This is a genomic window from Pseudomonadales bacterium (assembly GCA_024234435.1).
In the GTDB taxonomy this organism is placed as follows: Bacteria; Pseudomonadota; Gammaproteobacteria; order Pseudomonadales; family Porticoccaceae; genus JACKOF01.
This window is the reverse complement of record JACKOF010000005.1, coordinates 1-25,757: the sequence shown is the minus strand read 5'-3', so window position 1 is coordinate 25,757 and position 25,757 is coordinate 1. Positions and strand designations below refer to the sequence as shown.

Annotated in this window: 22 protein-coding genes, 1 tRNA gene and 1 pseudogene; 19 read left to right on the top strand and 5 right to left on the bottom strand. The window is 49.6% G+C overall.

What is annotated here, in order from left to right; translation table 11 throughout:
- Positions 1–52: 52 nt before the first annotated feature.
- Positions 53–625 carry a hypothetical protein gene (locus H7A02_14515; GenBank protein MCP5173468.1) on the bottom strand — a complete coding sequence of 191 codons (573 nt, stop codon included), beginning with the start codon at positions 623–625 and terminating at the stop codon, positions 53–55.
- Between the two features lie 469 nt (positions 626–1,094).
- Positions 1,095–1,822 (bottom strand): annotated as a pseudogene (locus H7A02_14510) (transposase).
- 395 nt (positions 1,823–2,217) lie between these two features.
- Between H7A02_14510 and H7A02_14505 the strand changes: the two are divergent.
- From H7A02_14505 to H7A02_14485, 5 genes are all read left to right on the top strand, one after another.
- Positions 2,218–2,430, top strand: a complete 213-nt coding sequence (locus tag H7A02_14505; protein MCP5173467.1) for a hypothetical protein — start codon at positions 2,218–2,220, stop codon at positions 2,428–2,430.
- Between the two features lie 93 nt (positions 2,431–2,523).
- On the top strand, positions 2,524–3,765 hold the full coding sequence (locus H7A02_14500) for a multifunctional CCA addition/repair protein (protein ID MCP5173466.1): 1,242 nt from the start codon (positions 2,524–2,526) through the stop codon (positions 3,763–3,765).
- Positions 3,762–4,511, top strand: coding sequence for a pteridine reductase (locus H7A02_14495; GenBank protein ID MCP5173465.1), 750 nt, complete (start codon positions 3,762–3,764; stop codon positions 4,509–4,511). Before H7A02_14500 ends, H7A02_14495 begins: the two co-directional genes overlap by 4 nt.
- 133 nt (positions 4,512–4,644) lie before the next feature.
- On the top strand, positions 4,645–5,073 hold the full coding sequence (locus H7A02_14490; GenBank protein ID MCP5173464.1) for an Hsp20/alpha crystallin family protein: 429 nt from the start codon (positions 4,645–4,647) through the stop codon (positions 5,071–5,073).
- An 80-nt stretch (positions 5,074–5,153) separates the two neighbouring features.
- Positions 5,154–5,492, top strand: a complete 339-nt coding sequence (locus H7A02_14485) for a TraR/DksA family transcriptional regulator (GenBank protein ID MCP5173463.1) — start codon at positions 5,154–5,156, stop codon at positions 5,490–5,492.
- 33 nt (positions 5,493–5,525) lie between these two features.
- On the opposite strand, the gene folK is transcribed toward H7A02_14485, so the two are convergent.
- The 3 genes from folK to tsaD are packed head-to-tail and all read right to left on the bottom strand — an operon-like array spanning position 5,526 to position 7,549.
- A complete protein-coding gene (gene folK / locus H7A02_14480; protein ID MCP5173462.1) occupies positions 5,526–6,056 on the bottom strand; it encodes a 2-amino-4-hydroxy-6-hydroxymethyldihydropteridine diphosphokinase in 531 nt (176 codons plus the stop codon).
- A gap of 47 nt (positions 6,057–6,103) precedes the next feature.
- Positions 6,104–6,460, bottom strand: coding sequence for a dihydroneopterin aldolase (gene folB, locus H7A02_14475; GenBank protein MCP5173461.1), 357 nt, complete (start codon positions 6,458–6,460; stop codon positions 6,104–6,106).
- 51 nt (positions 6,461–6,511) lie between these two features.
- Positions 6,512–7,549 carry a tRNA (adenosine(37)-N6)-threonylcarbamoyltransferase complex transferase subunit TsaD gene (gene tsaD / locus H7A02_14470; GenBank protein MCP5173460.1) on the bottom strand — a complete coding sequence of 346 codons (1,038 nt, stop codon included), beginning with the start codon at positions 7,547–7,549 and terminating at the stop codon, positions 6,512–6,514.
- 251 nt (positions 7,550–7,800) lie between these two features.
- Here tsaD and rpsU point away from each other — a divergent pair, with 251 nt between their 5' ends.
- From rpsU to H7A02_14400, 14 genes are all read left to right on the top strand, one after another.
- On the top strand, positions 7,801–8,016 hold the full coding sequence (gene rpsU, locus H7A02_14465) for a 30S ribosomal protein S21 (GenBank protein MCP5173459.1): 216 nt from the start codon (positions 7,801–7,803) through the stop codon (positions 8,014–8,016).
- 145 nt (positions 8,017–8,161) lie between these two features.
- On the top strand, positions 8,162–8,614 hold the full coding sequence (locus H7A02_14460) for a GatB/YqeY domain-containing protein (protein MCP5173458.1): 453 nt from the start codon (positions 8,162–8,164) through the stop codon (positions 8,612–8,614).
- Positions 8,615–8,698: 84 nt separating this feature from the next.
- Positions 8,699–10,669: a DNA primase gene (locus H7A02_14455; GenBank protein ID MCP5173457.1), complete on the top strand. Its 1,971-nt coding sequence runs from the start codon at positions 8,699–8,701 to the stop codon at positions 10,667–10,669.
- Positions 10,670–10,764: 95 nt separating this feature from the next.
- Positions 10,765–12,588, top strand: coding sequence for an RNA polymerase sigma factor RpoD (gene rpoD / locus H7A02_14450; protein MCP5173456.1), 1,824 nt, complete (start codon positions 10,765–10,767; stop codon positions 12,586–12,588).
- 140 nt (positions 12,589–12,728) lie between these two features.
- The gene (gene cysK, locus H7A02_14445; protein MCP5173455.1) at positions 12,729–13,697 is read left to right on the top strand and encodes a cysteine synthase A; all 969 of its coding nucleotides are present in this window, start codon (positions 12,729–12,731) and stop codon (positions 13,695–13,697) included.
- A gap of 264 nt (positions 13,698–13,961) precedes the next feature.
- A tRNA-Ile gene (locus H7A02_14440) sits at positions 13,962–14,038 on the top strand.
- Positions 14,039–14,361: 323 nt separating this feature from the next.
- Positions 14,362–14,565 (top strand): helix-turn-helix transcriptional regulator, encoded by a 204-nt coding sequence (locus tag H7A02_14435; protein ID MCP5173454.1) that lies wholly within the window; start codon positions 14,362–14,364, stop codon positions 14,563–14,565.
- A gap of 94 nt (positions 14,566–14,659) precedes the next feature.
- Entirely contained in the window at positions 14,660–16,249 is a 1,590-nt protein-coding gene (locus H7A02_14430; GenBank protein ID MCP5173453.1) for a type I restriction-modification system subunit M, read from the top strand.
- Positions 16,246–17,496 (top strand): restriction endonuclease subunit S, encoded by a 1,251-nt coding sequence (locus H7A02_14425; protein MCP5173452.1) that lies wholly within the window; start codon positions 16,246–16,248, stop codon positions 17,494–17,496. Before H7A02_14430 ends, H7A02_14425 begins: the two co-directional genes overlap by 4 nt.
- Before the next feature lie 116 nt (positions 17,497–17,612).
- Positions 17,613–18,098 carry an endonuclease domain-containing protein gene (locus H7A02_14420; protein MCP5173451.1) on the top strand — a complete coding sequence of 162 codons (486 nt, stop codon included), beginning with the start codon at positions 17,613–17,615 and terminating at the stop codon, positions 18,096–18,098.
- Positions 18,095–19,087 (top strand): virulence RhuM family protein, encoded by a 993-nt coding sequence (locus tag H7A02_14415; protein ID MCP5173450.1) that lies wholly within the window; start codon positions 18,095–18,097, stop codon positions 19,085–19,087. Before H7A02_14420 ends, H7A02_14415 begins: the two co-directional genes overlap by 4 nt.
- A gap of 3 nt (positions 19,088–19,090) precedes the next feature.
- A complete protein-coding gene (locus tag H7A02_14410) occupies positions 19,091–22,222 on the top strand; it encodes a type I restriction endonuclease subunit R (protein MCP5173449.1) in 3,132 nt (1,043 codons plus the stop codon).
- A gap of 464 nt (positions 22,223–22,686) precedes the next feature.
- Positions 22,687–24,267: a Na/Pi cotransporter family protein gene (locus H7A02_14405; GenBank protein ID MCP5173448.1), complete on the top strand. Its 1,581-nt coding sequence runs from the start codon at positions 22,687–22,689 to the stop codon at positions 24,265–24,267.
- A gap of 171 nt (positions 24,268–24,438) precedes the next feature.
- Positions 24,439–25,491, top strand: a complete 1,053-nt coding sequence (locus tag H7A02_14400) for an alcohol dehydrogenase catalytic domain-containing protein (GenBank protein MCP5173447.1) — start codon at positions 24,439–24,441, stop codon at positions 25,489–25,491.
- Positions 25,492–25,757 lie beyond the last annotated feature (266 nt).

Genomic DNA, 25,757 nt, shown 5'->3' with positions numbered 1-25,757 from the left:
TTGGACTTTCTTTTAACGTAATTAAAACCATTTTCAAGTCTCCTTTTTAAATCTATTCCTTTTCTATAAATGACTGAGCAGACTTAACTAGCTCTGATCTAGTTGTGTCCTTGCCTTTCAACTCAACAGTACCAATCGAATAAATAACGCTCCTAGAAAACCAAAATAGTTTCGCTTGGTTACAATAAGCAAAGCACTGTGAGGGCAAGTAGTATCCTTTTATATTATTGGTAAGAGTGACCGTTTCATAAAGTTCTTCAAATGAACGTTCGATAGGATCACGTAAATTATTGGTAACACTATTCTTTGAAAAAACACTGCTAACACAATAATGTTGACCGTTACAATCCTTAAATGTCGACCAAATTATTTCGTATTTATTTGAATTACAGATATCAGAAGACAAAATAGCGTATAAGCTTTCATCATAATCATTATAGAAAGGCAAATAGCTGGGTATGCTCAGCGAATAATCATCACAGGCCAAAGTGTTTTGTTTGGAATAGGTATTCAAATATTTGAATTTAGTTTCATGGTTTTTTTCGCCAGAAAAAACTGCACCCCCCCCCCACAACGACAATGTAATTATCAATAAAATAAAGGGGCCGCATTTCTTTTTCTTCATGTCTTGACCTTCCTATGCCTCGCCTTTCCACTCGTATACCTATACGATTCTCTATCTCGTCAACAAAACGGTGATTACCCGTCAGCTGATCCCTTTGTAGACCGTCCCGTATCGCTAAAAAGGGGACGCATTTATTTTTCACAAACAACCCCCCTCCAATTGATTTGGTTTTTATGGGGTTTGGGATTTCAGTATTTTGAGCGTCATCGAATAATGCCGCTGGGGTGTTCTTAAAAGGTTTTCGTTTTTGACCATTCATCCGCATGTCCTTTGCGTTGTTGCCCGCTGAATCTTCGGGCAGCTTCCTTTTAACCTAAACTACCTTTGTGTGCTCTCGCTAAGCAAGCGCTATTCAACATAAAACTTTATTCACTGTGACCATCTCCCCTCTAATAGTCATTACAGCTCTCTCACACTCTCTTGCCGATATCGAAGAAGCGGCGAAATAATTGGGGTCAAATAATTGGGGTCAGAGCAAAATTTCTTGAGTTTCACAATACTCTCCTTCTTGGGTTTGCTTTTTGGGTCTTCCTGACTTCTTCGGTCTTACCCGCCTTCTGGTCAACACTTCTATCTGGTTTTTGAAGTGCTCACTGCCCAGCACCATTCGGTTTTGGTCGCTTTGCGTATATTTGTCTCTGTTTCTTTGTCCAAATGTGCAGTAAATAATCCTTGGTAAGCTGTTTGCCTCTGTTTTGCCGTCTTCCCCAGAGCCAGGTAGAGGGTATGGGGTGTTTGGAGGCTCGATTCTTTGCCCTGTGCATTTATTGCATAACTTGACCAGGTGTATTCAGCTGGATGGCTGACCATGTTGGCTCTAACAGGGTTTAGCTCAATATAGCGGTAACATTGCAGCAGATATTGAGCTTCTTGCACCAGGCAGGATTTGTAGCGCCCCTCCCATAGGGTGCAGGAACGGCGGTATTCGCGATTGAAGTACTGAACGTAGTAACGCCCCAGGTATTGCATCAATTGCGATACACCCGTTTCTGTTTTTGGGGTTACCAATAAATGGACATGATTGGTCATAAAAACCCAGGCGTGGATAGCTATCAGGTGTTTCTCTGAGCTCTCTTTTATCCAGTGTACGTAGGCCGAAAAGTCTTGATCTGAACCAAAGCAGACTTGTCGGTTATTACCCCGCTGAATAATGTGTTGGGGAATACCCGGCACGCTGAGTCTCGGCAACCTTGCCATTTCTTTCTCCCTGAAACTTATCACCATAGGCCATTCATGGCTCATCACGCAGTTAGTTTAAATTCGACTCTGACCCCAATGACCTGACCCCAATGACCTAGGGCTAACACTGCTTGCTGGATTACTTCACCCGCGGGGTTCGTAGTGACAAAAGCTGAGTCACTGCGAGTATAGCGTGGCAGTCTACTATTTGTTTATTGAATTGCCCCGTCGTATTGCGACGGAATCTGCCCCGTGACTAAACATTGTGGGTGCGAGCAAAACAAGCGCTTTGGGTACATATTGATGCTATCTATTAGACATCAGAGGAATTACGTCTCCGTAAAATTTGCCTGTTGCTATTTTTCTTCATGCTGATAATATACTGTATATATTTACAGCCTGGAGAAATAACCATGTTTTTATCAAAATCTATCAGCACCCTCCGCTCACGCATCCGCTACCTTCGTTATGCTTGCAGCCAGACTCGCAATAAAAGCACCGACTTTGGCCAATTGATGACCGATACCCTGTTCCTTAACCCCAGCCGCCATCCGGTAATGATGGGGCAGGAAGAGCTAAGCCGGTTTTTTGTATACTCAGCAAACAGAAAACATCGCATTCGCTAACCTTGCAAGTAGTAACACACCCTTTCATTGGCTTCATGCTTCTCATGGGTTACATTCCTCACACGGTATTTAACACCATGGCGAAACATTTAAATGCAAACATATTTGGTTGGTGGCGCAGTTCGCGACAAATTACTTAACCACCCTTTCACAGAACGCGACTGGGTGGTGGTTGGTGGCAGCCCGGAACAAATGTCGCGCCTGGGATACAAACCTGTTGGCAGTGATTTTCCTGTGTTTCTTCACCCTAAGACCAAAGAGGAATACGCACTCGCTCGTACAGAGAGAAAGTCCGGCGTGGGCTATAAGGGATTTCAGTTTTATACCGGCCAAGACGTCACCCTGGAACAAGATTTAGAACGGCGTGATCTCACCATTAATGCCATCGCTCAAGATGAACAGGGCAAATTGATCGACCCTTACAATGGCCAGCGAGATCTGGAAAACCGAGTTCTGCGCCATGTATCCAATGCTTTCGCCGAAGACCCCCTGCGAGTGCTTCGTGTTGCCAGGTTTGCCGCCCGTTACCAGCACCTCGGCTTTACTATTGCTGACGAAACATTAAGTCTAATGCGTCAGTTATCCTCAAGTGGAGAACTTGAACAGCTTACGCCTGAACGGGTATGGATGGAGACTGAAAAAGCCCTCAGTGAATCATCTCCCCGCACTTATTTGGAAGCACTCAGAGCATGCGGGGCGCTCAAAGTGTTATTCCCGGAAGTTGACTGTCTGTTCGGCGTACCTCAACGAGCAGATTATCACCCGGAAATCGATACCGGCCTTCACACTCTAATGACTATTGATCAGGCGGTGGCGCTTAGCAACGAACCTGCTGTCCGATTCGCGGCAATGGTACACGACCTTGGCAAAGGAGTTACTCCCGAAGATATACTGCCTCGACACATCGGGCATGAGGAACGTGGTGTACCGCTGGTAAAAAGCCTGTGTGCTCGCCTAAAAACCCCCAACCACTTTAAAGACCTTGCTATCGCTGCAACCAAATACCATTTACTTTGCCATAAAGCCCTGACGCTTCGCCCGGCAACACTGTTAAAACTGCTGAAAAACCTCGATGCGTTTCGGCGCCCGGAACGATTCGAGCAGTTTTTGGTTTGTTGCGAAGCCGATGCAAAAGGACGAGCTGGTTTCGAAAACAAACCGTACAAATCGGCTACCTGGCTGAGAGAAACCTTCAAGCACCTTCAAACTATTGATAACCAGCCTCTTATAAAACAGGGGCTAAAAGGTCAAAAGTTCGGTAAAGCGCTCGAGCAGTTACAACTTGAAGTAATAGCAAACCGTAAAGCGGCTTACAACGGCGATACGACACTATGAATCAAACCAACCATCCAGAAAAAGTTGTATTGATTACCGGCGCCGCGCGCCGTATCGGTGCTGAAATGGCACGCCAGTTTCACCACGCGGGCTTTAATGTTGCTCTGCATTTCAATGCATCAGAGCAAGCAGCCAGGGCAATAGCGCAAGAGCTGAATACAAAGAGGGAAAACTCTGCGAAGGTTTTCCAGGCAGAGCTAGGTAATATCGCCCAACTACAACAGATGGCACAGCGGGTAATTGCATGGCACAGCCAGCTGGATGTGTTGATTAACAATGCCTCCAGTTTTTACCCGACACCGCTGGATTCCGCCACAGAAGATGACTGGCATAACCTGATGGATAGCAACCTGAAAGGCCCCTACTTTCTTTGCCAGGCGACAGCGGAAGCATTACAAGTTTCGCATGGCGCCATTATCAATATCGCCGACATCCACGCCCGACAACCCCTCAAGCAACACAGCATTTATTGTATAGCCAAAGCTGGTAATCTGATGTTGACGAAAGCGCTCGCTCAGGAGCTGGCACCCGATATCCGCGTCAATGGTATCGCTCCCGGCGCGATCTTGTGGCCGGAACAAGCGCCATTGGACGAGCCGACTAAACAGAAAATTATCAGCCGTGTACCGGCGGGCAGAACCGGCTCACCAGAAGAAATCGCCAGACTAGCGCTTTTCCTTGCGCAGGATGCAAGTTATGTTACCGGCCATATCATCAACATGGACGGCGGCAGGAACCTCAATTAACTGTCATTTCGTAACCCAACAACCTTTTGATTCAAATCAACATTATTAAAAATTGACATCTCTAGCCACTTGAAACCCAAATTTTCAAACCTATATAAATTGGTGTAACCACACACTTCTCAGGAGGTTTGAAATGACTTTGATACCAAGAGGTAATTTTTACGATCTGGATAAGTTCTTTGATGACTTTTGGGCACCTTCTCGCCGCAGTGAAAGCTCGGTAGATGCGTTTTTTGCTCCCCGAGTCGACATTAAAGAACTCGACGATCATTACGAAGTAACTGCGGAACTTCCCGGCGTGAAAAAAGAGGATGTACATATCACTCTGGAAGACGGCATTCTGAGTCTCGAAGCTGAAGCCAGCCAGGAAGACAAGGAAGAAGAAAACGGTAAAGTGATCCGCCAGGAACGCCGCTACGGCAAGTACCGCCGCAGCTTCAACCTTGGTGGCAACGTGCACGAAGAGGATATCAGCGCCAGCTTTGAAAATGGCGTTCTCAAGCTCAAGGCACCCAAAGCCAAAGAGGAAACACCGGTACAACGCCGTATTGAGGTTCAGTAATCGGCAACCCATTACGTCGGCGCTCTGCTGGAGCATAAGTGCTTAAACAGAAGCGTCGACGTATTCTTTCAGGAGAGATCATGACAAAGCCACCGTTTGCTTCGCTGGAAGCCAAAATAGCAGCCGAACTCACCAGCCGCCGCGACTCGCTAATGGAGCGAATATCCAAAGTCACCACCGACATTCGCAAGGAGCATTCTGCAGACTGGTCAGAACAGGCACAGGAACGACAAAATGACGAGGTACTGGAAGCCATCGGCAATGAATCACGCAACGAACTGAATCAGATCAACAAGGCGCTGGAGCGCATTGAAAACGGCAATTACACCATTTGCAGCCGGTGTGGGGGCGATATCAGCATAGCCCGCCTTCAGGCTGTGCCCTACACCATCCTTTGCATCCAGTGTGCCGACCGCTAACCCTGTCGGCTTGTTTATCAAATCATTTCATCGTCAGATACACGGTGACGAATCAGACCGGGAAATCAGCCGGTCACACCAACTGAAATCCACTGGCCACAGCTTCTGTGCACCCTGCTCGTAATCATTCCATAACTGTGAATAACTCTTCCCGACAACGGGGTGAATATCTTCTGGCACCAGCTCCGCCAATGGCAGCAGCACAAACGCATTTTCCAAAATTTCCCGGCGAGGCAGCTCAATACCCTCTACCCGGCCCACCATCTGCCCACAACTGAGAATATCAATATCCAGTGTCCGGGCACTGAATTTGGGGCAGTCGCGTCGGCGACCATTCTCATCTTCAATTTTTTTCAGGCAAAGGGACAAATCGCCTACCCCCAGATCCGTTTCCAATCCTACGACCAGGTTATAAAAATTGTCGCCAACAAAACCAACGGCTTCACTTTCATAAACGGAAGAAATCAACAGCTCGCCAAATTGCTGATGAAGTGCATCCAGTGCACTGGAAATATGCTGCCTGCGATCAATATTGCTACCCAGACTGAGAAAAACTTTCGCCATGACTCTTTCCACTGCCACCTACAGAAACACTGCTATCAGAGCAGTTATTACGAAAAACTACCGCGCTCAATCACAATACCCACATCCTGCGAACCGCGAACCGCACCGGGCTTACTGACACGCAAGCGCAACCACGGCACGGCAAACTCTTCACGCACAATGCCCGCAATCTGTTCTGCCATACTTTCCACCAACAAAAACTGACTACCCTCGACAAAAGCAATCAGCCTTTTTGCCACCGACTTATAATCCAGTGCGTACTGAATATCATCCGTTTCAGCCGCCTTGCGGATATCATGGGCCATTTCCAGATCCAGACTGATCGTCTGCCGAACCTCCCGCTCCCAATCGTAGATACCAATAATGGTGTCTATGCGTAAATCCCGGATATAAACGATATCCATTACCGCTCCTCGATTTTACTGCCGCTGACCAGATCAGCCGCTTGATGATTGCTAATTTGCTGCCAGCGGTGGCAACGTGTCCATTGGCCAGCGGGGTATCGCGCGGACCGCAAGCGGCTCACTCTGGCCCGCCATCAGGCGCTGGCAACCGGCATAGGCGATCATGGCACCATTGTCCGTACAGAACTCATGCCGCGCATAAAACACTTTGCCACCCACTTTTGCCAGGGACGACGCCAATTTTTCACGCAAACGTCCATTGGCCGAAACACCTCCGGCAATCACCAGTGTTGTCATGCCCGTTTGCTCCAGGGCTCTGCGACACTTGATTGCCAGGGTATCTACCACAGCCTCCTGAAACGCACAGGCAATATCGGCCATTGTCTGATCATCCGGCAACACACCGTCACCCCGATGCTCGGCAATGGTGTTTAACGTAAACGTTTTTAAGCCGGAAAAACTGAAATCCAGCCCCGGCCTGTCGGTCATCGGGCGAGGGAACCTGAAACGCGAGGGGTCGCCCTGCTCGGCAAGGCGGGCAATTTCAGGGCCGCCGGGGTAATCCAGATCCAGCATTTTGGCCGCTTTATCAAAAGCTTCACCCGCAGCATCATCCACAGATTCACCCAGAATCTGATACCGGCCCACGCCCTCCACTTCAATTAACTGTGTGTGCCCGCCCGACACCAGCAATGCCACAAAGGGGAACTGAGGGGGGCAATCCTCAAGCATTGGCGCCAGCAGGTGCCCCTCCATATGATGTACACCAATGGCGGGCACCTGCCACGCATAAGCCAGAGCCCGCCCGAAAGTAGCGCCTACCATCAAAGCACCAATCAGGCCCGGCCCGGCCGTGTAGGCAATCCCGTCAATCTGCTCCTTGCCGGTTTTTGCCTCGGCCAACACCTGATTCACCAGCGGTAACAGTTTTCTCACATGATCTCTGGAAGCCAGCTCTGGCACTACCCCGCCATACTCGGCATGCACGGCAACCTGACTGTAAAGCGCATGCGACAGCAAACCCGCCGCACTGTCATAAACAGCGACGCCCGTCTCGTCACAGGAGGTTTCAATTCCCAATACACGCATCACACAGCACCCGTTTCAGTTCAATTAACCGCCAATTCATCCTCAGCAATCAATCAGCAAATAAAAAGAACCGGCAATAGTAATGGAAAACCACCGACAATTCATGCACTTGGAGCAACAGAACAATCGTTAAAAAGATTTTGCAACTGTCGTCCGATATGTATAGAATACGCGCCCTTGCTATGGCTTGGCCGAAAAATCATACACGCCGGGCTGCAACTGAAACAGAAAGAACAGGATAGAGAGGATACATGCCTTCAGTTCGTATTAAAGAAAACGAGCCTTTTGATATTGCTCTGCGTCGCTTCAAGCGTTCATGTGAAAAAGCCGGTGTACTGGCAGACGTTCGTCGTCGCGAGTTCTATGAAAAACCAACCTGGGAACGCAAGCGCAAAGCCGCCGCTGCGGTAAAGCGTCACGCCAAGAAGCAAAGCCGCGAGACCCGCAAGTTCCAGCGCATGTATTGATTTGCCGCAACAAGTCTGCGGATGAAACAGATAGTCAAAAAGCGTCGATCTCTCGGCGCTTTTTTGTTTCTGCCCGTTTGTTTCCCGCGCCCGCATTGATTATCCTGCAACACCCCAAACCATCAAGTTAACTGTGAGCACCGTCATGAGCACACCAACGCTTAAAGAGCAGATCACTGAAGCTATGAAAGACGCCATGCGCGCCAAACAAAAAGCGCGGCTCGGCACCATCCGGTTAATACTGTCGGAATTCAAACGCATAGAAGTTGATGAAAGAATTGAGCTGGATGATGCGCGCAGCCTTGCGCTGCTGGACAAAATGGTCAAGCAACGCCGCGACTCGATTCATCAATACCAAAAAGCCAACCGCCAGGAACTGGCAGACATCGAAATCGCCGAAATAGAGGTTATTCAGGAGTTTCTTCCTGCCGCCCTCACCGAGGAAGAACTCACCCGGATGATCAAAAATGTCATTGCACAAACCGGCGCTGAGTCCATGCGCGATATGGGCAAGGTGATGGCCATTATCAAACCGCAAATTCAGGGCCGGGCCGATGCCGGTGTCGTTAGCGGCATGGTGAAATCACAGCTCGGTTAAACAGCCTTTATCACCCCAGCCATCAGCATCGCAAACACAGCTTCGACGCTGTGCACTGCTCACCGAAGCCTGTAAACTTCGCCAATGGCTGGACGCATCCCCCAATCCTTTATTGATGATCTGCTCGACCGCGCCGATATAGTTGACGTGGTCGGCTCTCGCATGGATCTGCGAAAGTCCGGCAAAAATCACTCTGCCTGCTGTCCGTTTCACGACGAAAAGACCCCTTCCTTCACCGTCAGCGCAGAAAAGCAGTTTTATTACTGCTTTGGCTGTGGTGCTGGCGGCAACGCTATCGGCTTTGTCATGGATTTCGACCGAATCGACTTCCCTGAAGCGGTTGAAAGGCTCGCTCGCCATCTCGGTCTGGAAGTGCCACGCGAAGCCGCTCGCGACGATGGCATGAGCCAGAAACGCAAAACACTTCAGGATATTCTGCAAAAGGTTGATCGCTACTACCGCGACCAGCTACGGCAACACCCGCAAGCCAAGTCTGCCATTGAATACCTCAAAAATAGAGGTTTAAGCGGCGAAATTGCCCGTGATTTCGGTATGGGTTACGCACCGCCCGGCTGGGACAACCTGCTCCTCGCTCTGGGTAAGGATGACACCGCTCTGGCACTGCTCAAAGAAGGCGGCATGCTGGTAGATCGAGAGGAAGAAAATAAACTTTATGACCGCTTTCGCCACCGCATTATGTTCCCTATCCGCGATGTTCGCGGTCGAACCATCGGCTTTGGTGGCCGCGTGCTGGATGACAGCAAGCCCAAATATCTCAACTCCCCGGAAACCCCGTTATTCCACAAGGGGCGGGAACTCTACGGCCTCTATGAAGCCAATCAGAAACTGCGAGACATCCCCAACCTTGTTGTAGTAGAAGGTTACATGGATGTTGTCGCACTGGCACAGCACAACATTCATAACGCCGTAGCCACACTGGGCACCGCCGCCACACCGGAGCATCTGGACAAACTATTCCGGTACACCGCCGAAGTGGTGTTCTGCTTCGACGGCGACAACGCTGGCCGAAAAGCCGCCCGTCGCGCATTGGAAACCACGCTGCCCGCCATGCTGGACGGCCGCACCGTGCGCTTCCTGTTTTTACCCGACGGCGAAGACCCAGACACGCTGGTCAGAAAGATCGGCACTGCCGATTTCAACAACATGATTCGCGGCGCACAACCCATCTCGGCATTTCTGTTTGACAACCTTGCCGAGGGCATCGATACCGACTCGCTGGATGGCAAGGCAAGACTGAGTAAACTGGCTGCACCGCTGATTAATCGAATACCTGAAGGCGTGTTTAAAGCGTTGATGCTGCAAAGCCTTTCGGAAAAAACCGGTGTCGACCGCGACACCCTGAAAAGCTTTATCACACCTGCAAAAACCTCACCCCTGCACATCGAAACGCCACCTGAATGGGAAAGCAACAGCCCTGACCAGTACCATGAAATACCTGATTACTACGGCAGTGACATCGATGGCGATACTCAGGATGACAACCAGAATCCGTATACGCAGCAACGACCGGCGCCCAAAATCAAGTTACCCGCCGAGCGGGCGTTGATCGCACTAATCTGCAACCACCCGCAACTATCACAGATGATCAGCGACGACGACCTGGTCACCCTGCGATCACTGGACCACGATGATCTGAACATCTTTGCTAACCTTGTCACCCTGCTAAAGGAACACCCGGACTACACCGTTAACCATATCCTTGGCTACTGGCGCGGCATGCACAGCCAGCACGAGGCAGAACTGCTGGCAGAAATTGCCGCCACGGACCTGCTGAACCCGGTTAAAAACAGTACACGCAACAATGACAAGGAGTTTCAGGACACGTTGGCTCGAGTAAAAAAACGCGCCATTGAGCAACTGCCACCGAAAACCCTTCTCGAGCTACTCGCCAGCCAGGACAATGTTGACGACTTCGAGCTCAAACGCGCCAACAACGCCTGGTTACAGATCCCCGAAGACCAGCGCAACGACGAAGTCAGGCTCCGGTTCCGGCAAATTCACAGTAAAGCCCCCCGACGCGGACAGAAGCTATAAACAAAAAATATCGCAAACCCTTGATTTACTGAGACAAGCGCCCATTTATTCGCTATAATCGCGCGCTTATTTTTTCACCTACAGCAGACTTCTATATGAGTGATACTTCCCAGCAGCAATCCCGAATCAAAGAACTGATTGCCAAAGGCCGTGAGCAGGGTTATCTGACCTATGCCGAGGTGAACGACCACCTGCCAGAAGACATTTCCGACCCAGATCAGGTTGAAGACATCATTCAGATGATCAACGACATGGGCATCAATGTGTTTGAAACAGCACCCGATGCCGACCAACTGCTGCTAACCACTGGTGAAGGCACTACCGACGAAATTGCGGCCGCTGAAGCTGCCGCTGCGCTCGCCGCCGTTGAAACCGAACAACACCGCACCACCGACCCGGTGCGCATGTACATGCGTGAAATGGGCACCGTTGAGCTGCTAACCCGCGAAGGCGAAATAGAAATAGCCAAGCGTATTGAAGAAGGCATCCGTGAGCTGATGGCCTCTATTGCCGAATGGCCCTCAGCGGTAAATGCAGTACTTACCGAATACGACATGATTGAAACCGACGAGCGCAAGCTGACCGACATTATCAGCGGTTACCTGGTGCCCCTCGACCACGTCCCCTCAGCACTGGCTCAGGCAGAAGCTGCCAAAGCCCGTGCCGAAGCGGGTGAAAGCACCGAAGAGGACGAAGAAAAAGACACCGGACTGGATCCGGAAGAAGCCCGCGAACGTTTTGAAAAAATCCGCACACTGAACACAAAAGCCCAGCGCTCGATCTCACGCAATGGCTGGGAGCACAAGTCCACCCAGAAATGCATGCAGGAACTGGCCGAGGAATTCAAATACCTCAAGCTCACTCCTCGCCAATTTGACCCGCTGATCAGCAACATTCGCCAGGCCATTGCCATTATTCGCACCTCAGAGCGCGACATCATGGCGCATTGTGTGCGCAAGGCCAAAATGCCTCGCAAGGAATTCATTGCTGAATTTCCAGGCAATGAAACCAATGAGAAGTGGCTTGCCAGCCTGATCAAGAAAAAGAAATCCTACTCCGAAGCATTGGTTGTGGAGCAGGAAGAAATTCTGCGCGCCCAGCGCCGACTCCTGCAAATTGAAGACCAAACCGGCCTGAAAATAGCAGAGATCAAAGACATCAACCGCCGCATGTCCATTGGTGAAGCCAAGGCCCGCCGCGCCAAGAAAGAAATGGTTGAAGCCAACCTGCGCCTGGTTATCTCCATTGCCAAAAAATACACCAACCGCGGATTGCAATTCCTCGACCTGATTCAGGAAGGCAATATCGGCCTGATGAAAGCCGTAGACAAATTCGAATACCGCCGCGGCTACAAGTTTTCAACCTACGCCACCTGGTGGATTCGGCAGGCCATTACCCGCTCTATTGCTGACCAGGCACGGACTATCCGTATTCCCGTGCACATGATTGAAACCATCAACAAACTCAACCGCATCTCCCGCCAGATGCTTCAGGAAATGGGCCGCGAGCCGACACCGGAAGAACTCGGCGAGCGCATGGATATGCCCGAAGACAAAATCCGCAAGGTACTGAAAATTGCCAAAGAGCCCATCTCCATGGAAACGCCGATTGGCGACGATGAAGATTCTCATCTGGGAGACTTTATCGAGGACGTTAATATCCTCTCGCCAATCAATTCAGCCACCGGCGAAAGCCTGACCGAATCCACCCGCGAAGTGCTTAACGGCCTCACTGCCCGTGAAGCCAAAGTCCTTCGCATGCGCTTCGGCATCGACATGAACACCGACCACACCCTTGAAGAGGTAGGCAAACAGTTCGACGTCACCCGTGAGCGGATTCGTCAGATTGAAGCCAAAGCCTTGCGCAAGCTACGTCACCCAACTCGCTCAGACCACCTGCGCAGCTTTTTGGACGAATAACTCAACCCCCTTCTGTTACGCGAAGTGAAAAATTAAATAGCCGGTCTGTACACCGGCTATTTTTTTAACAATACTTAATGCCCTTAAGTCACTGACAGACCATCAAACGCCACCATGCAGCATAAAAACAGGGAGACATCATGAGCAACGTATACCCGGACAACAGCGCATCTATCGGCCGCACACCACTGGTCAAAATCAACCGCATCAGCAGCGGTAAGATTTATGCAAAAACCGAAGGCCGCAACCCGGCCTACTCGGTGAAATGCCGTATCGGCGCCAGCATGATCTGGGCCGCTGAAAAAGACGGCTCACTCAAACCCGGTATGACCATCGTCGAACCCACCAGCGGCAACACCGGCATCGCACTGGCGTTTGTTGCCGCCTCGCGCGGTTACCCCATTACCCTCACCATGCCCAACACCATGAGTCTCGAACGCCGCCAACTGATGAAAGCGCTGGGTGCCAGCATCGTACTCACCGATGGTAGCAAAGGCATGCCCGCTGCCATCGCCAAGGCAGAAGAGATTGCCGCACAGGACCCGGACAAACACTTTATTCCCGGCCAGTTCACCAACCCCGCTAACCCGGCCATTCACGAACAAACTACCGGCCCGGAAATCTGGAACGACACCGATGGCGAAATCGACGTTCTGATCTGCGGCGTGGGCACTGGCGGCACCCTGACAGGCATCTCCCGCTACATCAAAAATACCCAAGGCAAAGCCATTACCACCGTGGCTGTGGAGCCCATTACCACCACCGTGATAACCGCCGCCAAAAAAGGCGAGGCACCCACTCATGCACCCCATAAAATTCAGGGCATCGGTGCAGGCTTCTTACCCGGCAACCTCGACCTGGACATGGTTGATCAGGTAGAACAGGTCAGCAACGAAGATGCCATCGAATGGGCACACAAACTCATGAAGCAGGAAGGCATCCTCGCAGGTATATCCGGCGGTGCGGCCATGGCAGTGGCCGACCGGGTGTCCAGACAACCAGAGCATCAAGGTAAAACCATCGTCGTTATCCTGCCCGACTCCGGCGAGCGTTACCTGTCAACCGCACTTTTTGCCGGTCAATTCACCGATAACGAAACTGTTCAATAAAGACTGAACAGAAGCACTGGCAACAATACCAGCGGGCCTTTATAATCCCGGCCTGCTGGAATTGTCAGACTGATTATTTTTGATCAAACTGATGTTTTCCATAAAAATTAACGGCTAACGCCGTATTTTTGCTTCAGAGCAAGGCGCACAATTAGAGAATGAAGGAACATACAAAAAGTGTGTGAAAGCTCACCCCATGAAGTGCTTTGGGTGCGGAATGAACGAAGCCGTGCAACGAAGCTAAGAAGCAAAAAGACAAGTTAGGGGCCCATAGCTCAGTTGGTTAGAGCAGTCGACTCATAATCGATTGGTCCCAGGTTCAAGTCCTGGTGGGCCCACCATATACAAAAGCCACCCCTTGCGGGTGGTTTTGAAACCATAAAGTGACCGCTAGACAGGGGGGCTTTATCTGCTTGGATTTCCAATCAGGCCAACCTCAATCCCCCCCCTCAGCCTAAGTACCGATTTCCCCTTCAATTCAGACCGCTTTTCTGCGCCCACCGGCCAGCCATTTTGTTCATCGTGCAAGCCTGCCAAAAATATCACTTTTGAACATTTACCCCTAATAATTTGACTTCAAATCATATAATGTCACTTCGCTGTCAAAGCCATGGTATGCTCCTGTATTATTTCTATAACCAGACTATTCGCCAGAGGCACAACCATGATCCGCTGCCATCTCGCCCGTATGATGGGCGAACACAAGATGCGTATTGCCGACGTTGCCAGAGAAACGGGGCTAAGCCGCACCACAGTCACGCTGCTCTATAAAGAGACGGCCCAAAAAGTGGATCTCGAAGCTATTGAAAAACTGTGCCTTCTGTTTGAGTGCCAGGTGAGCGACCTGCTTGAGCTGACGCAACAATGAACAGAGCTGCCATATAAATTGAAGAACACTCGGCAAGCACCTTAACGACACCGAACAAACAACTAAAACCAAAAAAAGCAACGGGAACAACCACATGACAAGCGCTCAACAACGTGCCGCCCTGCAACGCCAAATCTGGGCCATTGCCAACGATGTTCGCGGCGCGGTGGATGGCTGGGATTTTAAGCAATACGTACTCGGCTCCCTGTTTTACCGTTTTATCAGTGAAAATTTTGCCAACTACATCGAGGCCGATGACGACAGCATCCACTACGCTGAACTGCCCGACAGCGTGATCACGCCCGACATCAAAGACGACGCCATTAAAACCAAGGGCTACTTTATTTACCCCAGCCAGTTGTTCTCCAACGTCGCCAAAAATGCCAACACTAACGAAAGCCTGAATACTGACCTGGCCGCCATTTTTGCTGCGATTGAGGCATCGGCCAGTGGCTACCCGTCTGAGGGCGACATTAAAGGTCTGTTTGCCGATTTCGATACCACCAGCAACCGCCTCGGTAACACCGTAAAAGACAAAAACCTGCGTTTGGCCGCTGTGCTCAAAGGAGTGGCCGGTTTGGAGATTGGCCAATTTGAAGACAATCAAAATGAGCTATTTGGCGATGCCTACGAGTTCCTGATCTCCAACTACGCCGCCAATGCCGGTAAATCCGGGGGCGAGTTTTTTACCCCGCAACACGTCTCCAGGCTGATCGCCCAGCTGGCCATGCACAAGCAAACCAGCGTCAACAAAATTTACGACCCGGCTTGTGGTTCCGGCTCGCTGCTGCTGCAGGCCAAAAAACATTTCGACGCCCACATCATTGAAGAAGGCTTCTTCGGCCAGGAGATCAACCACACCACCTATAACCTGGCGCGCATGAACATGTTTTTGCACAACATCAACTACGACAAGTTCAATATGCAGCTGGGCAACACCCTAACTGAACCCCATTTTCTGGACGACAAACCCTTTGATGCCATTGTCTCCAACCCACCCTATTCAGTGAAATGGAAAGGCAGTGACGACCCCACCCTGATCAACGATGATCGCTTTGCCCCCGCCGGTGTGTTAGCACCAAAATCCAAGGCCGATTTTGCCTTTGTACTGCACGCGCTCAGTTATTTATCCAGCAAAGGCCGCGCGGCGATTGTCTGCTTCCCCGGTATTTTTTACCGCGGCGGCGCCGAACAGAAAATCCGTAAATACCTGGTGGATAACAACTATGTGGAAACGGTGATCTCGCTGGCGCCCAATCTGTTCTTTGGCACCACCATTGCCGTCAATATTCTGGTGCTGTCCAAACACAAAACCGACACCATCACCCAGTTTATTGACGCGAGTGGTCTGTTTAAAAAAGAAACCAATAACAACATCCTGACCGATTCCCATATTGAACAGATCATGCAGGTGTTCGATAGCAAAGTGAATGTGGATCACTTCGCCAAATCCGTACCCGTTGAACAGGTGGCGGCCAACGACTACAACCTGTCGGTGAGCAGTTATGTGGAAGCCAAAGACACCCGCGAAGTAGTGGATATTGGTGAGCTGAATGCCGAGCTAAAAACCACCGTCGCAAGGATTACTCAGTTGCGCCAAGAGATCGATGTAATTGTCGCTGAAATTGAAGGTGAAAATTCCCCTCCTCTGGAGGGGTGCCCGAAGGGCGGGGTGGTGGCATGAGCGATGTAAGCTTTATGGAAAAGCTGCTGGATCGGGTTGAGGTGGAGTGGAAAGCGTTGGGGGAAGTTGCTGAAATTAAGCGCGGTACATCGATTACAAAAACAAGTGTTGTTGAGGGAGGTGTGCCAGTTATCGCGGGAGGTCGAACCCCTGCTTATTATCATAATGTTAGTAATCGTGATGGACAAACGATCGTCATTGCAGGTTCAGGAGCCTATGCGGGCTTTGTAAGTTGGTGGGATCAACCAATTTTTGTTTCGGATGCATTTACAGTAAAACCTAGCGAAATTTTATTGACCAGATATTGCTATCACTTCCTACTTAACATGCAACAGCAGTTGCATGAGTTCAAAAGTGGCGGTGGAGTTCCTCATGTTTATCCTCGTGATGTGGCTCCGATCCAAATCCCCATTCCCTGCCCAGAAAACCCCAAAAAATCCCTCGAAATCCAGACCGAAATCGTCCGCATTCTGGACGCATTTACCGCCATGACCGCCGAGCTGACCGCCGAGCTTAACCTGCGCAAAAAACAATACAACTACTATCGCGATCAGTTGTTGAGTTTTGAAGAAGGGGAAGTGGAGTGGAAGACGTTGGGGCAGATTGGAGAGTTTATCCGCGGAAAGCGGTTCACCAAAAAAGACTACGTAGAGGATGATGGCATCAGGTCCATCCATTACGGTGAAATTTACACCCACTACGGCACCTCGACTGTAAATGCAGTTTCACAGGTTCGATCTGATTTGGCGGAATCACTTCGGTATGCGGAGACTAATGACGTGATTGTGGCCAGCGTGGGTGAAACTATCGAAGATGTTGGCAAGGCTGTCGCTTGGTTGGGAGATGAAAAAGTTGCAATTCACGATGACAGCTATGCTATTCGCCACTCATTAAATCCAACATATTTGTCCTATTGTCTGCAAACCGAAAGATTTATCACTGAGAAAGCTAAACATGTAAGTCGGGGTAAAGTAAAAAGGTTACTAATTGACGGGATTTCAAAAGTGCGAATTCCTATCCCATATCCCAGTGACCCAGAAAAATCACTTGGAGAGCAAAACCGCATCGTCGCCATCCTCGACAAATTCGACGCCCTCACCAATTCCATCACCGAAGGCCTACCCCGCGAAATCGAGCTACGTCAAAAGCAATACGAGTATTACCGCGATCTGTTGCTGAGCTTCCCTAAATTCCCCTCCTCTGGAGGGGTGCCCGAAGGGCGGGGTGGTAAAGAGGTTTCGGCTTAGTGAAAAGTGTCATTGTAGTACCACCCCGTCAGGCTGTGCCTGCCACCCCTCCATGGGAGGGGAATTGGTACAGCGCATTGGATAGCACCGTTATTTTAAAGACAAGGAGGTCTTTTATGAGGGATACAAAAGCCTATCAATCCCTTCCTTTTAACCCTGCTCTGCGCGACAAAGCCAAAGCCTTGCGCAAGGCAGGAATATTGCATGAAGCCTTGCTTTGGCTTGAATTAAAAAGCAAAAAGCTGAACAGCCTGGACTTTGACCGGCAAAAAATTATCGGCAATTACATCGTCGATTTTTATTGCGCCGAAAAAGCCGTTGTCATCGAAGTGGATGGTAGCTCTCATGGCAATAAACAGTGTGAAGACGCCGAGCGTGATCGGTACTTGGAAAGTTTGGGATTAACGGTGATTCGGTTATTGGCGAAAGATGTTTTGCAGAATATGGAAGGGGTGATTGTGTTCTTGAAGAACCACCCCGCCCTAACGGGCACCCCTCCAGAGGAGGGGAATTACCCCAGCCAGCCTACCGCTGGCACCCCCGCCCTGACGGGCACCCCTCCAGAGGAGAGGAATAACACGCACAAAGGAAGGAACCTATGAAGAACACCGATCAACAAATTCAGCTATTTACCAGCGAAGACGGTCAGCTTGAGCTAAAGGTCGCGCTCGACAATGAAACCGTTTGGCTCGCACAAGACCAGCTCTGCGAGCTGTTTGGTCGTGAGCGCTCGGTGCTTACCAAGCATGTCAATAATGTGTTTAAAGAAGGGGAATTGAAGCGCGATTCAGTATGTGCAAAATTTGCACGCACTGCCGACGATGGTAAAACCTACCAGACTCAACATTACAATTTGGATGTGATTATTTCGGTGGGTTACCGAGTTAAGTCCCAGCGTGGCGTACAGTTTCGCCAGTGGGCAACCCGCACCTTAAAACAGCATCTGGTAGAAGGCTATACGCTAAACCAACGCCGCTTGCAGGAGCGCGGCATTGAGTTTGAACAAGCCATTACGCTGCTTTCCCGTACATTGGGCAACCAACAATTAGTGAATGAGGAAGGCGCGGCGGTGCTATCGGTCATCAACGATTACGCCCGCAGTTGGAGTTTATTGCAGGGCTATGATGAACAGAGCCTAAGTGAACTACCAAACAAGCAAGCCAATATGCAGGCACTCAGCCTTGATGATGTATTGGCAGCCATCAGCCAATTAAAACAAACACTGATCGCCAAGGGCGAAGCTACCGAGCTGTTTGGCACTGTGCGCGGTGACGGTTTGGCATCGGCTATTGCCACCATTGAACAGGGCTTTGGCGATGAATTGTTTTACCCCAATGTTGCCAGCCGGGCTGCCCACTTATTGTATTTTGTGATCAAAAATCATCCCCTGTCAGACGGTAATAAACGCAGTGGATCGTTTCTGTTTTTATGGTATTTACGGGTAAACCAGCATTTGTTGGCGAAGCCGGTTGAACGGCTGATTAATGACAATACACTGGTTGCACTGGCGCTGCTGGTGGCGGAAAGTCTGCCTGAGCAAAAAGAGTTGATGATCCGACTTATCGAGCATTTTGTGCTGTTGAAGGACTAACAAATGATAGATTACAAAACCATCGCGGAATCGAAAAACTTTATCGTACTCGATAAATACACCAAGGAATGGCAAGTTGCGGAAGGCTACCAGAGCGAAGCCGATCTGGAGCGAGAACTGATTCAGGACCTGGTTAACCAGGGCTACGACTACCTGCCCGACCTGAATAACCCGGAAGCCATGCTGACCAATGTGCGCAATCAACTGCAAACGCTGAATAATGTGCAATTTGCCGAGGGTGAATGGCGGCGTTTTGTGGAAACTTATCTGGATAAACCCAGCGACACCATCGTGGACAAAACCCGCAAGATTCACGATGACTATATTCACGACTTTGTATTCGACGATAGCCGCATTCAAAATATTTACTTGCTGGATAAAAAGAACATTGCCCGAAACAAAGTGCAGGTGATTAAACAGTTTGAACAAACCGGCAGCCATGCCAACCGCTATGATGTCACCATTCTGGTGAATGGCTTGCCGCTGGTGCAAATCGAGTTGAAGAAGCGTGGCGTGGCGATTCGCGAAGCCTTTAACCAGGTGCACCGCTACAGCAAAGAGAGTTTTAACAGCGAGCATTCGCTGTATAAGTATTTGCAGCTGTTTGTGATTTCTAACGGCACCGATAGCCGTTACTTTGCCAATACCACGGCGCGCAACAAAAACAGCTTCGACTTCACCATGAATTGGGCGAAGGCGGATAACAACCTGATCAAAGATCTGAAGGACTTTACTGCTACCCTCTTTCAGAAAAACACCCTGCTTAATGTGCTGTTGCATTACTCGGTGTTTGATGTGAGCGATACGCTGTTGGTGATGCGCCCCTATCAGATTGCCGCTACTGAGCGCATTTTATGGAAGGTGAAAAGCTCGTTCGAAGCCAAAAACTGGAGCAAGCCAGAGAGCGGCGGTTTTATCTGGCATACCACTGGCTCGGGTAAAACCTTAACCAGTTTTAAAGCAGCGCGTTTGGCCACCGAACTGGAATTTATCGACAAGGTGTTTTTTGTGGTGGACAGAAAAGACCTGGACTACCAGACCATGAAGGAATACCAGCGCTTTTCACCCGATAGCGTGAATGGCTCTGACAATACGGCCAAACTGAAAGAAAACCTGAATAAAGATGATAACAAGATTGTTGTTACCACCATTCAGAAGCTCAACAACCTGATGAAAAGCGAAGGCGATTTACCTATCTACAGCAAGCAAGTGGTGTTTATTTTTGATGAATGTCACCGCAGCCAGTTTGGTGAAGCGCAAAAAAACTTGAACAGGAAATTCAAACGTTTCTATCAGTTTGGCTTTACCGGTACGCCCATCTTCCAGCAAAACGCTTTGGGCGCAGAAACCACCGCCAGTGTATTTGGCCGGGAGCTGCATTCCTATGTGATCACCGATGCAATCCGCGATGAGAAAGTGCTGAAGTTCAAAGTGGACTACAACGATGTGCGCCCCAAGTTTAAGGAAATAGAAACCGAGCAAGATGAGAAAAAACTGACCGCAGCAGAGAACAAAGAGGCGCTGCAACACCCCGACCGTATCCGCGAAATTTCCCAGTACATTCTCAACAATTTCCGACAAAAAACCCATCGCTTGCACGCAGACGCTAAGGGCTTTAATGCCATGTTTGCGGTGAGCAGTGTGGATGCCGCCAAACTGTATTATGAATCGCTGAACAAGTTACAAGCTGACCTTTCGTTTAAAAACAAGGATAAGCCGCTGAAAGTTGCCACCATTTTCTCCTTTGCAGCGAACGAAGAGCAGGATGCGGTGGGCGATATTCTGGATGAAAGCTTTGATCTGTCTGGCATGGATAGGGCCATGAACTCCAGCGCCAAGGAATTTTTAAGCGCGGCCATTGCCGACTATAACGCTTTCTTTAAGACCAATTTCAGTGTCGACAGTAACGGCTTCCAGAACTACTACCGCGATTTGGCCAAGCGGGTGAAAAGTAAGGAAATCGACCTGCTGATTGTAGTGGGTATGTTCCTCACTGGCTTCGATGCGCCCACGCTCAATACGTTGTTTGTCGACAAAAACCTGCGTTACCACGGCTTGATGCAGGCTTACTCGCGCACCAACCGTATTTACGACGCCACCAAAACCTTTGGCAATATCGTCACCTTCCGCGACCTGGAAAAGGCGACAGTGGATGCCATCACCCTGTTCGGCGATAAAAACACCAAAAATGTGGTGCTGGAAAAAAGCTATAAAGAATACATGGAGGGCTTTACCGATGTTATCAGCGGTGAAGCGCGGCGCGGCTTCATGGAAGTGGTCAGAGAACTGGAGCAACGCTTTCCAGACCCTTCGGCCATTGAAAAAGAGGACGACAAAAAAGCCTTTGTCAAACTCTTTGGTGAATATCTGCGCGTAGAAAATATACTGCAAAATTACGACGAATTTGCCAGTTTAAAAGCCCTGCAAAACGTGGATATAAGCGACCCCGAAGCGGTTGAAGCGTTTAAAGCCGAGCATTATCTGGACAATGAAAAACTGGCTGAGTTGCAAACTATACGCTTGCCAGCAGAGCGTAAGGTTCAGGATTACCGATCAACCTATAACGACATCCGCGATTGGCAGCGCCGTCAAAAATCAGCCGAGGAGAAAGACAAATCCACCATCGACTGGGATGATGTCGTATTTGAAGTGGACCTGCTGAAATCGCAAGAGATCAATCTGGATTACATTCTGGAGCTGATCTTCGAGCATAACAAAAAGAGCAAGAGCAAAGCCGACCTGGTGGACGAAGTGCGCCGTGTGATCCGCGCCAGCTTAGGCAACCGCGCCAAAGAAAGCCTGGTGGTGGACTTTATCAATCAAACCGACCTCGACCAGATGGGCGACAAGGCCAGCGTGATCGAAGCCTTCTTTGCCTTTGCGCAGACTGAACAACAGAGGGAGGCTGAAGAGCTGATTAACGCAGAAAGTCTGAATGCTGAAGAAGCTCGGCGCTACATCACCACCTCGTTGAAGCGGGAATACGCTAGCGATGCCGGTACGGAGCTTAACGCCATTCTGCCCAAGATGAGCCCGTTAAACCCGCAATACCTGACCAAGAAGCAGAGCGTCTTTCAAAAAATCGCCGCGTTTGTAGACAAGTTCAAAGGGGTTGGCGGGAGAATAAAAGAGTGAGACAGGCTGCGTTTAGAACAGAAAAGGTAACATCTGACACTGCTAGCTCTTAGGTTTTTAGAGTTCCAGCCTATTAAACAAAAGATAAAACGGATATTGAGCAAAGCTTCTGTCTTAAGCGAGAGATCGCCAATGCGCTCGATATAGACACCAGTTCAGGTTCTTCATCGCCTCATCCAGGAATATTTTGATGGGCCTCAGCGGGCGACCCAATGGGACAAACGATTCCAACTGACCGTTGTAAAAAGGGACTACTGGAAAACATCTTCGCCGCGCGCTGATCTCAATTTCTCAATGAGCTATAGTTTTCCGTATGGTATCTGGCCCTGTATTTCTGGGCGACAAGATCAACAGCCTGCTAGAGATCAACATCCCCCTTGCCTGCCCTGCGAAGCTCGGCAATACTGCGGGTTAGCAGCAACGTTCATCGACCAGTGCAACCAACAGTGATGCATGATTAAGTTATGGAAAATATTCACATTTTGATGGCAGGCCTGACGGCAATTATTCTGTTTGTTTTCGGACTGGAGCACTTTTCGAAGGAAATCGAACGAATTACCGGAGAGCAGTTTCGCAAATCCATCAGCAAGGCAACTCGACTACCGATTATAGGCGTTGTTATTGGCGCTCTGGTAACGGCCGTTATTCAATCAAGCTCGGCCACATCTGTGATTACCATTAGCTTGGTGAATGCTGGTGTTCTGTCTTTCAAGAACAGTGTTGGTATTATTTTCGGCGCCAATATCGGTACGACGATCACTGCACAGCTGGTGGCATTCAAGCTCACGGCATTTGCTCCGGCCTTTATTATTCTGGGGTTTTTTCTGTCGCTGCTTCGCTCGCGCTATTCCGTGTTTGGCAAGGCGGTGTTCTATTTCGGGTTTGTGTTTTTCAGTCTTAATTTGATTGCGTCTTCGCTGGAACCACTGCAAAACAATCCGGCACTGATCGAATTGTTAACACAACCGCAAAATCCTCTGTTGGCCATTCTGATTGGCTGCCTGTTTACCTCTGTTGTGCAATCCAGTTCTGTAACCACCGGGCTGGCGATTATTTTCACCCAACAGGGGATTCTGGGGCTGGAAAATGCTGTGCCGCTGATTATGGGCGCCAATATCGGCACCACTGCCACGGCATTGATTGCCATGTTCAATATGGATGCTGCAGCCAAGAAAACAGCCCTGAGCCACTTCCTGTTCAATGCTGGCGGGGTGCTGCTTTTTTTGCCGGTACTACTGCTTTACGGCAACAGACTGAGCACGCTGCACATGGAGCCCGCTATTGCGCTCGCCAATATCCATCTTGTCTTTAATGTGGTGACTTCGGTTATTTTTATTCTTCTGGTAACGCCATTCACCCGGCTGGTGGACTGGATAATGGGCGAAGGGAAAATGGACTTCGAACGTTTAAAACTGCCTGTAATGAACGACGAGGAAACGTTCGACACTATTAAGGACAACCTTAATGATCAATCCCATCAGCTGCTTAAATTTCTGGAGGAGAACTACAATCTGGTCACCTTGAGTCTGGAAACCAATTACCGGGGTATTTACGAGGCTGCGGGGAAACGCCTTGAATACACGGATTTCGTCAAAAAGGAATATATGAGCTATTTCTCAAAACTGGCAACGCAGACTCATGGTATGGAGAATACCCGCGAGTTTACACGGTTGATTAATCAGTTCGATTACCTGTTTCAGATTCACGATTCGATCGACGATCTTCACCACACAAAGAAAGTGATTTCTGAGCATTACGTTGAACTCAAGAGCGATGTTCTGCTTATTATCCGAGAGCTGTCGAGCCAAACTCTGGCGCTGTTCGACGATTTATCGAAAGGTTTAAGCGGTGAAAGGACGCTGGATATTAATGCCCTGTCAAAAACCATGCAGGATCATCTCAATGACAGTCATAAGGCGTTTCTCGCTCTCATGGCGGACCCGCAGCGCAAGGATGCCGGTGCCTTGACCAACTTCATCACTTATTCCCAGCGGCTGAAAGACAAGCTGATCAATTATGCCAATATCAAAAACCAAACGGCCTGACCCGAAGAAAATCATTCACCACGTTCATCCTTTTTATTAAGACACCCCTGAATTATTGAATTTCGCCGCGAATTTGTTTAGTTCAACACTTGCGATTTACTGACACAATGGTCAAGATAACCCCCGAAAACAAGTACTACAAATATGAACGGTAAAATTCCGGGGGATTAAATGAAGGCATTGATGTACCGGGGGCCAGGTTCGATTAACTACGAAAACATCCCTGACGCTACGCTGCCCAACCAGCGCGCAGCGATTGTCAAAACCACGATGTGCAGTATTTGTGGTTCTGACTTACACCCTTATCATACCGATATGGGAAACCATGATTACTGTATTGGCCATGAAGCCGTTGGCGAAATTGTCGAAATCGGTTCTGAGGTTAACAAGTTCAAGGTTGGCGACCGGGTATTGATATCGTCTACTGCGGGGTGTGGTCAGTGCAGGCAATGCTTATCGGGCAATGTGATTCTTTGCGAAAATTCCGACCACCTTATCGCGTTTGGCCAAGGGCTTCCTGATTTTGGCGGCTGTCAGGCCGAGGCGGTATCAGTACCAGCCGCAGATACAAACCTTTGGCATTTACCAGAGGAAGTATCCGACAAACTGGGCATTATGTTATCCGACAATATGGCCACTGCCTGGTATTGCGCTCGCCGAGCAAAAATTCAACCCGGCGATAAAGTGGCAGTTATCGGTTTAGGGTCGGTCGGCACACTCTGTGTGATGGCGGCAATGGCCATGGGTGCGGAGGCTGTTTATGCCATTGATTTACTGGCAGATCGCAGGGCCGAAGCGGCAAAGCTGGGGGCACTGCCAATAGACAACCCTAACGCCGCTGAAGCCGTGATGGAACTGACTCAAGGGCTTGGTGTAGATGCCGTACTGGATGCTTGTGGTGGCCCCATAACTACGCCGATGGCCATAGATTTGGTAAAACGCGGTGGCCGGGTTTCAATTGTTGGGGTTAGTGAACAGCCCGACATTGCATTCCCGGTTCTGAACGCCTTGTTCAAGAATGTTGAAATCTGTATGGGCGTTGTTTCAGTGCCAGCTGAACTACCGACGTTGATGGATGCCCTGAAAACCAATCGCTTAAATGCAGACCAGATAACATCACCGATAACGCACCAGATGAAACTATCAGAAGGCGCAAAAGCCTACGACTTGTTTAGCGAGCGCCCTGAAGGGCTGCACAAGATAGTGCTAGACCCGACAGAATGATTCATTGGTCACACTCAAGCAACCAGCAGCGGGAATTATTGGTAAAACCCATATGCTCGTAATAGCTGTTTGCCGACAGTGCAACAACCAGAATCAACTTGCACCTGAGGCCAAGTTACTACTGCGTCAGTATTTGCAGCTGCTTGCCAACACCCGTAGCTTGAGAACTCCCGCTACCTGTCAGATCTGACAGGTAGCAGACATCATGAAGATCAGTGATGGAACGAGCGATACCCACCTGATTGCCAGGTACTGATCGTAAGATT

Excerpts from the sequence above, each read along its gene's own strand:
- H7A02_14515 (MCP5173468.1), bottom strand. The coding sequence starts at position 625 with ATGAAGAAAAAGAAATGCGGCCCCTTTATTTTATTGATAATTACATTG.
- H7A02_14505 (MCP5173467.1), top strand. The coding sequence starts at position 2,218 with ATGTTTTTATCAAAATCTATCAGCACCCTCCGCTCACGCATCCGCTAC.
- H7A02_14500 (MCP5173466.1), top strand. The coding sequence starts at position 2,524 with ATGCAAACATATTTGGTTGGTGGCGCAGTTCGCGACAAATTACTTAAC.
- H7A02_14495 (MCP5173465.1), top strand. The coding sequence starts at position 3,762 with ATGAATCAAACCAACCATCCAGAAAAAGTTGTATTGATTACCGGCGCC.
- H7A02_14490 (MCP5173464.1), top strand. The coding sequence starts at position 4,645 with ATGACTTTGATACCAAGAGGTAATTTTTACGATCTGGATAAGTTCTTT.
- H7A02_14485 (MCP5173463.1), top strand. The coding sequence starts at position 5,154 with ATGACAAAGCCACCGTTTGCTTCGCTGGAAGCCAAAATAGCAGCCGAA.
- folK (MCP5173462.1), bottom strand. The coding sequence starts at position 6,056 with ATGGCGAAAGTTTTTCTCAGTCTGGGTAGCAATATTGATCGCAGGCAG.
- folB (MCP5173461.1), bottom strand. The coding sequence starts at position 6,460 with ATGGATATCGTTTATATCCGGGATTTACGCATAGACACCATTATTGGT.
- tsaD (MCP5173460.1), bottom strand. The coding sequence starts at position 7,549 with ATGCGTGTATTGGGAATTGAAACCTCCTGTGACGAGACGGGCGTCGCT.
- rpsU (MCP5173459.1), top strand. The coding sequence starts at position 7,801 with ATGCCTTCAGTTCGTATTAAAGAAAACGAGCCTTTTGATATTGCTCTG.
- H7A02_14460 (MCP5173458.1), top strand. The coding sequence starts at position 8,162 with ATGAGCACACCAACGCTTAAAGAGCAGATCACTGAAGCTATGAAAGAC.
- H7A02_14455 (MCP5173457.1), top strand. The coding sequence starts at position 8,699 with ATGGCTGGACGCATCCCCCAATCCTTTATTGATGATCTGCTCGACCGC.
- rpoD (MCP5173456.1), top strand. The coding sequence starts at position 10,765 with ATGAGTGATACTTCCCAGCAGCAATCCCGAATCAAAGAACTGATTGCC.
- cysK (MCP5173455.1), top strand. The coding sequence starts at position 12,729 with ATGAGCAACGTATACCCGGACAACAGCGCATCTATCGGCCGCACACCA.
- H7A02_14435 (MCP5173454.1), top strand. The coding sequence starts at position 14,362 with ATGATCCGCTGCCATCTCGCCCGTATGATGGGCGAACACAAGATGCGT.
- H7A02_14430 (MCP5173453.1), top strand. The coding sequence starts at position 14,660 with ATGACAAGCGCTCAACAACGTGCCGCCCTGCAACGCCAAATCTGGGCC.
- H7A02_14425 (MCP5173452.1), top strand. The coding sequence starts at position 16,246 with ATGAGCGATGTAAGCTTTATGGAAAAGCTGCTGGATCGGGTTGAGGTG.
- H7A02_14420 (MCP5173451.1), top strand. The coding sequence starts at position 17,613 with ATGAGGGATACAAAAGCCTATCAATCCCTTCCTTTTAACCCTGCTCTG.
- H7A02_14415 (MCP5173450.1), top strand. The coding sequence starts at position 18,095 with ATGAAGAACACCGATCAACAAATTCAGCTATTTACCAGCGAAGACGGT.
- H7A02_14410 (MCP5173449.1), top strand. The coding sequence starts at position 19,091 with ATGATAGATTACAAAACCATCGCGGAATCGAAAAACTTTATCGTACTC.
- H7A02_14405 (MCP5173448.1), top strand. The coding sequence starts at position 22,687 with ATGGAAAATATTCACATTTTGATGGCAGGCCTGACGGCAATTATTCTG.
- H7A02_14400 (MCP5173447.1), top strand. The coding sequence starts at position 24,439 with ATGAAGGCATTGATGTACCGGGGGCCAGGTTCGATTAACTACGAAAAC.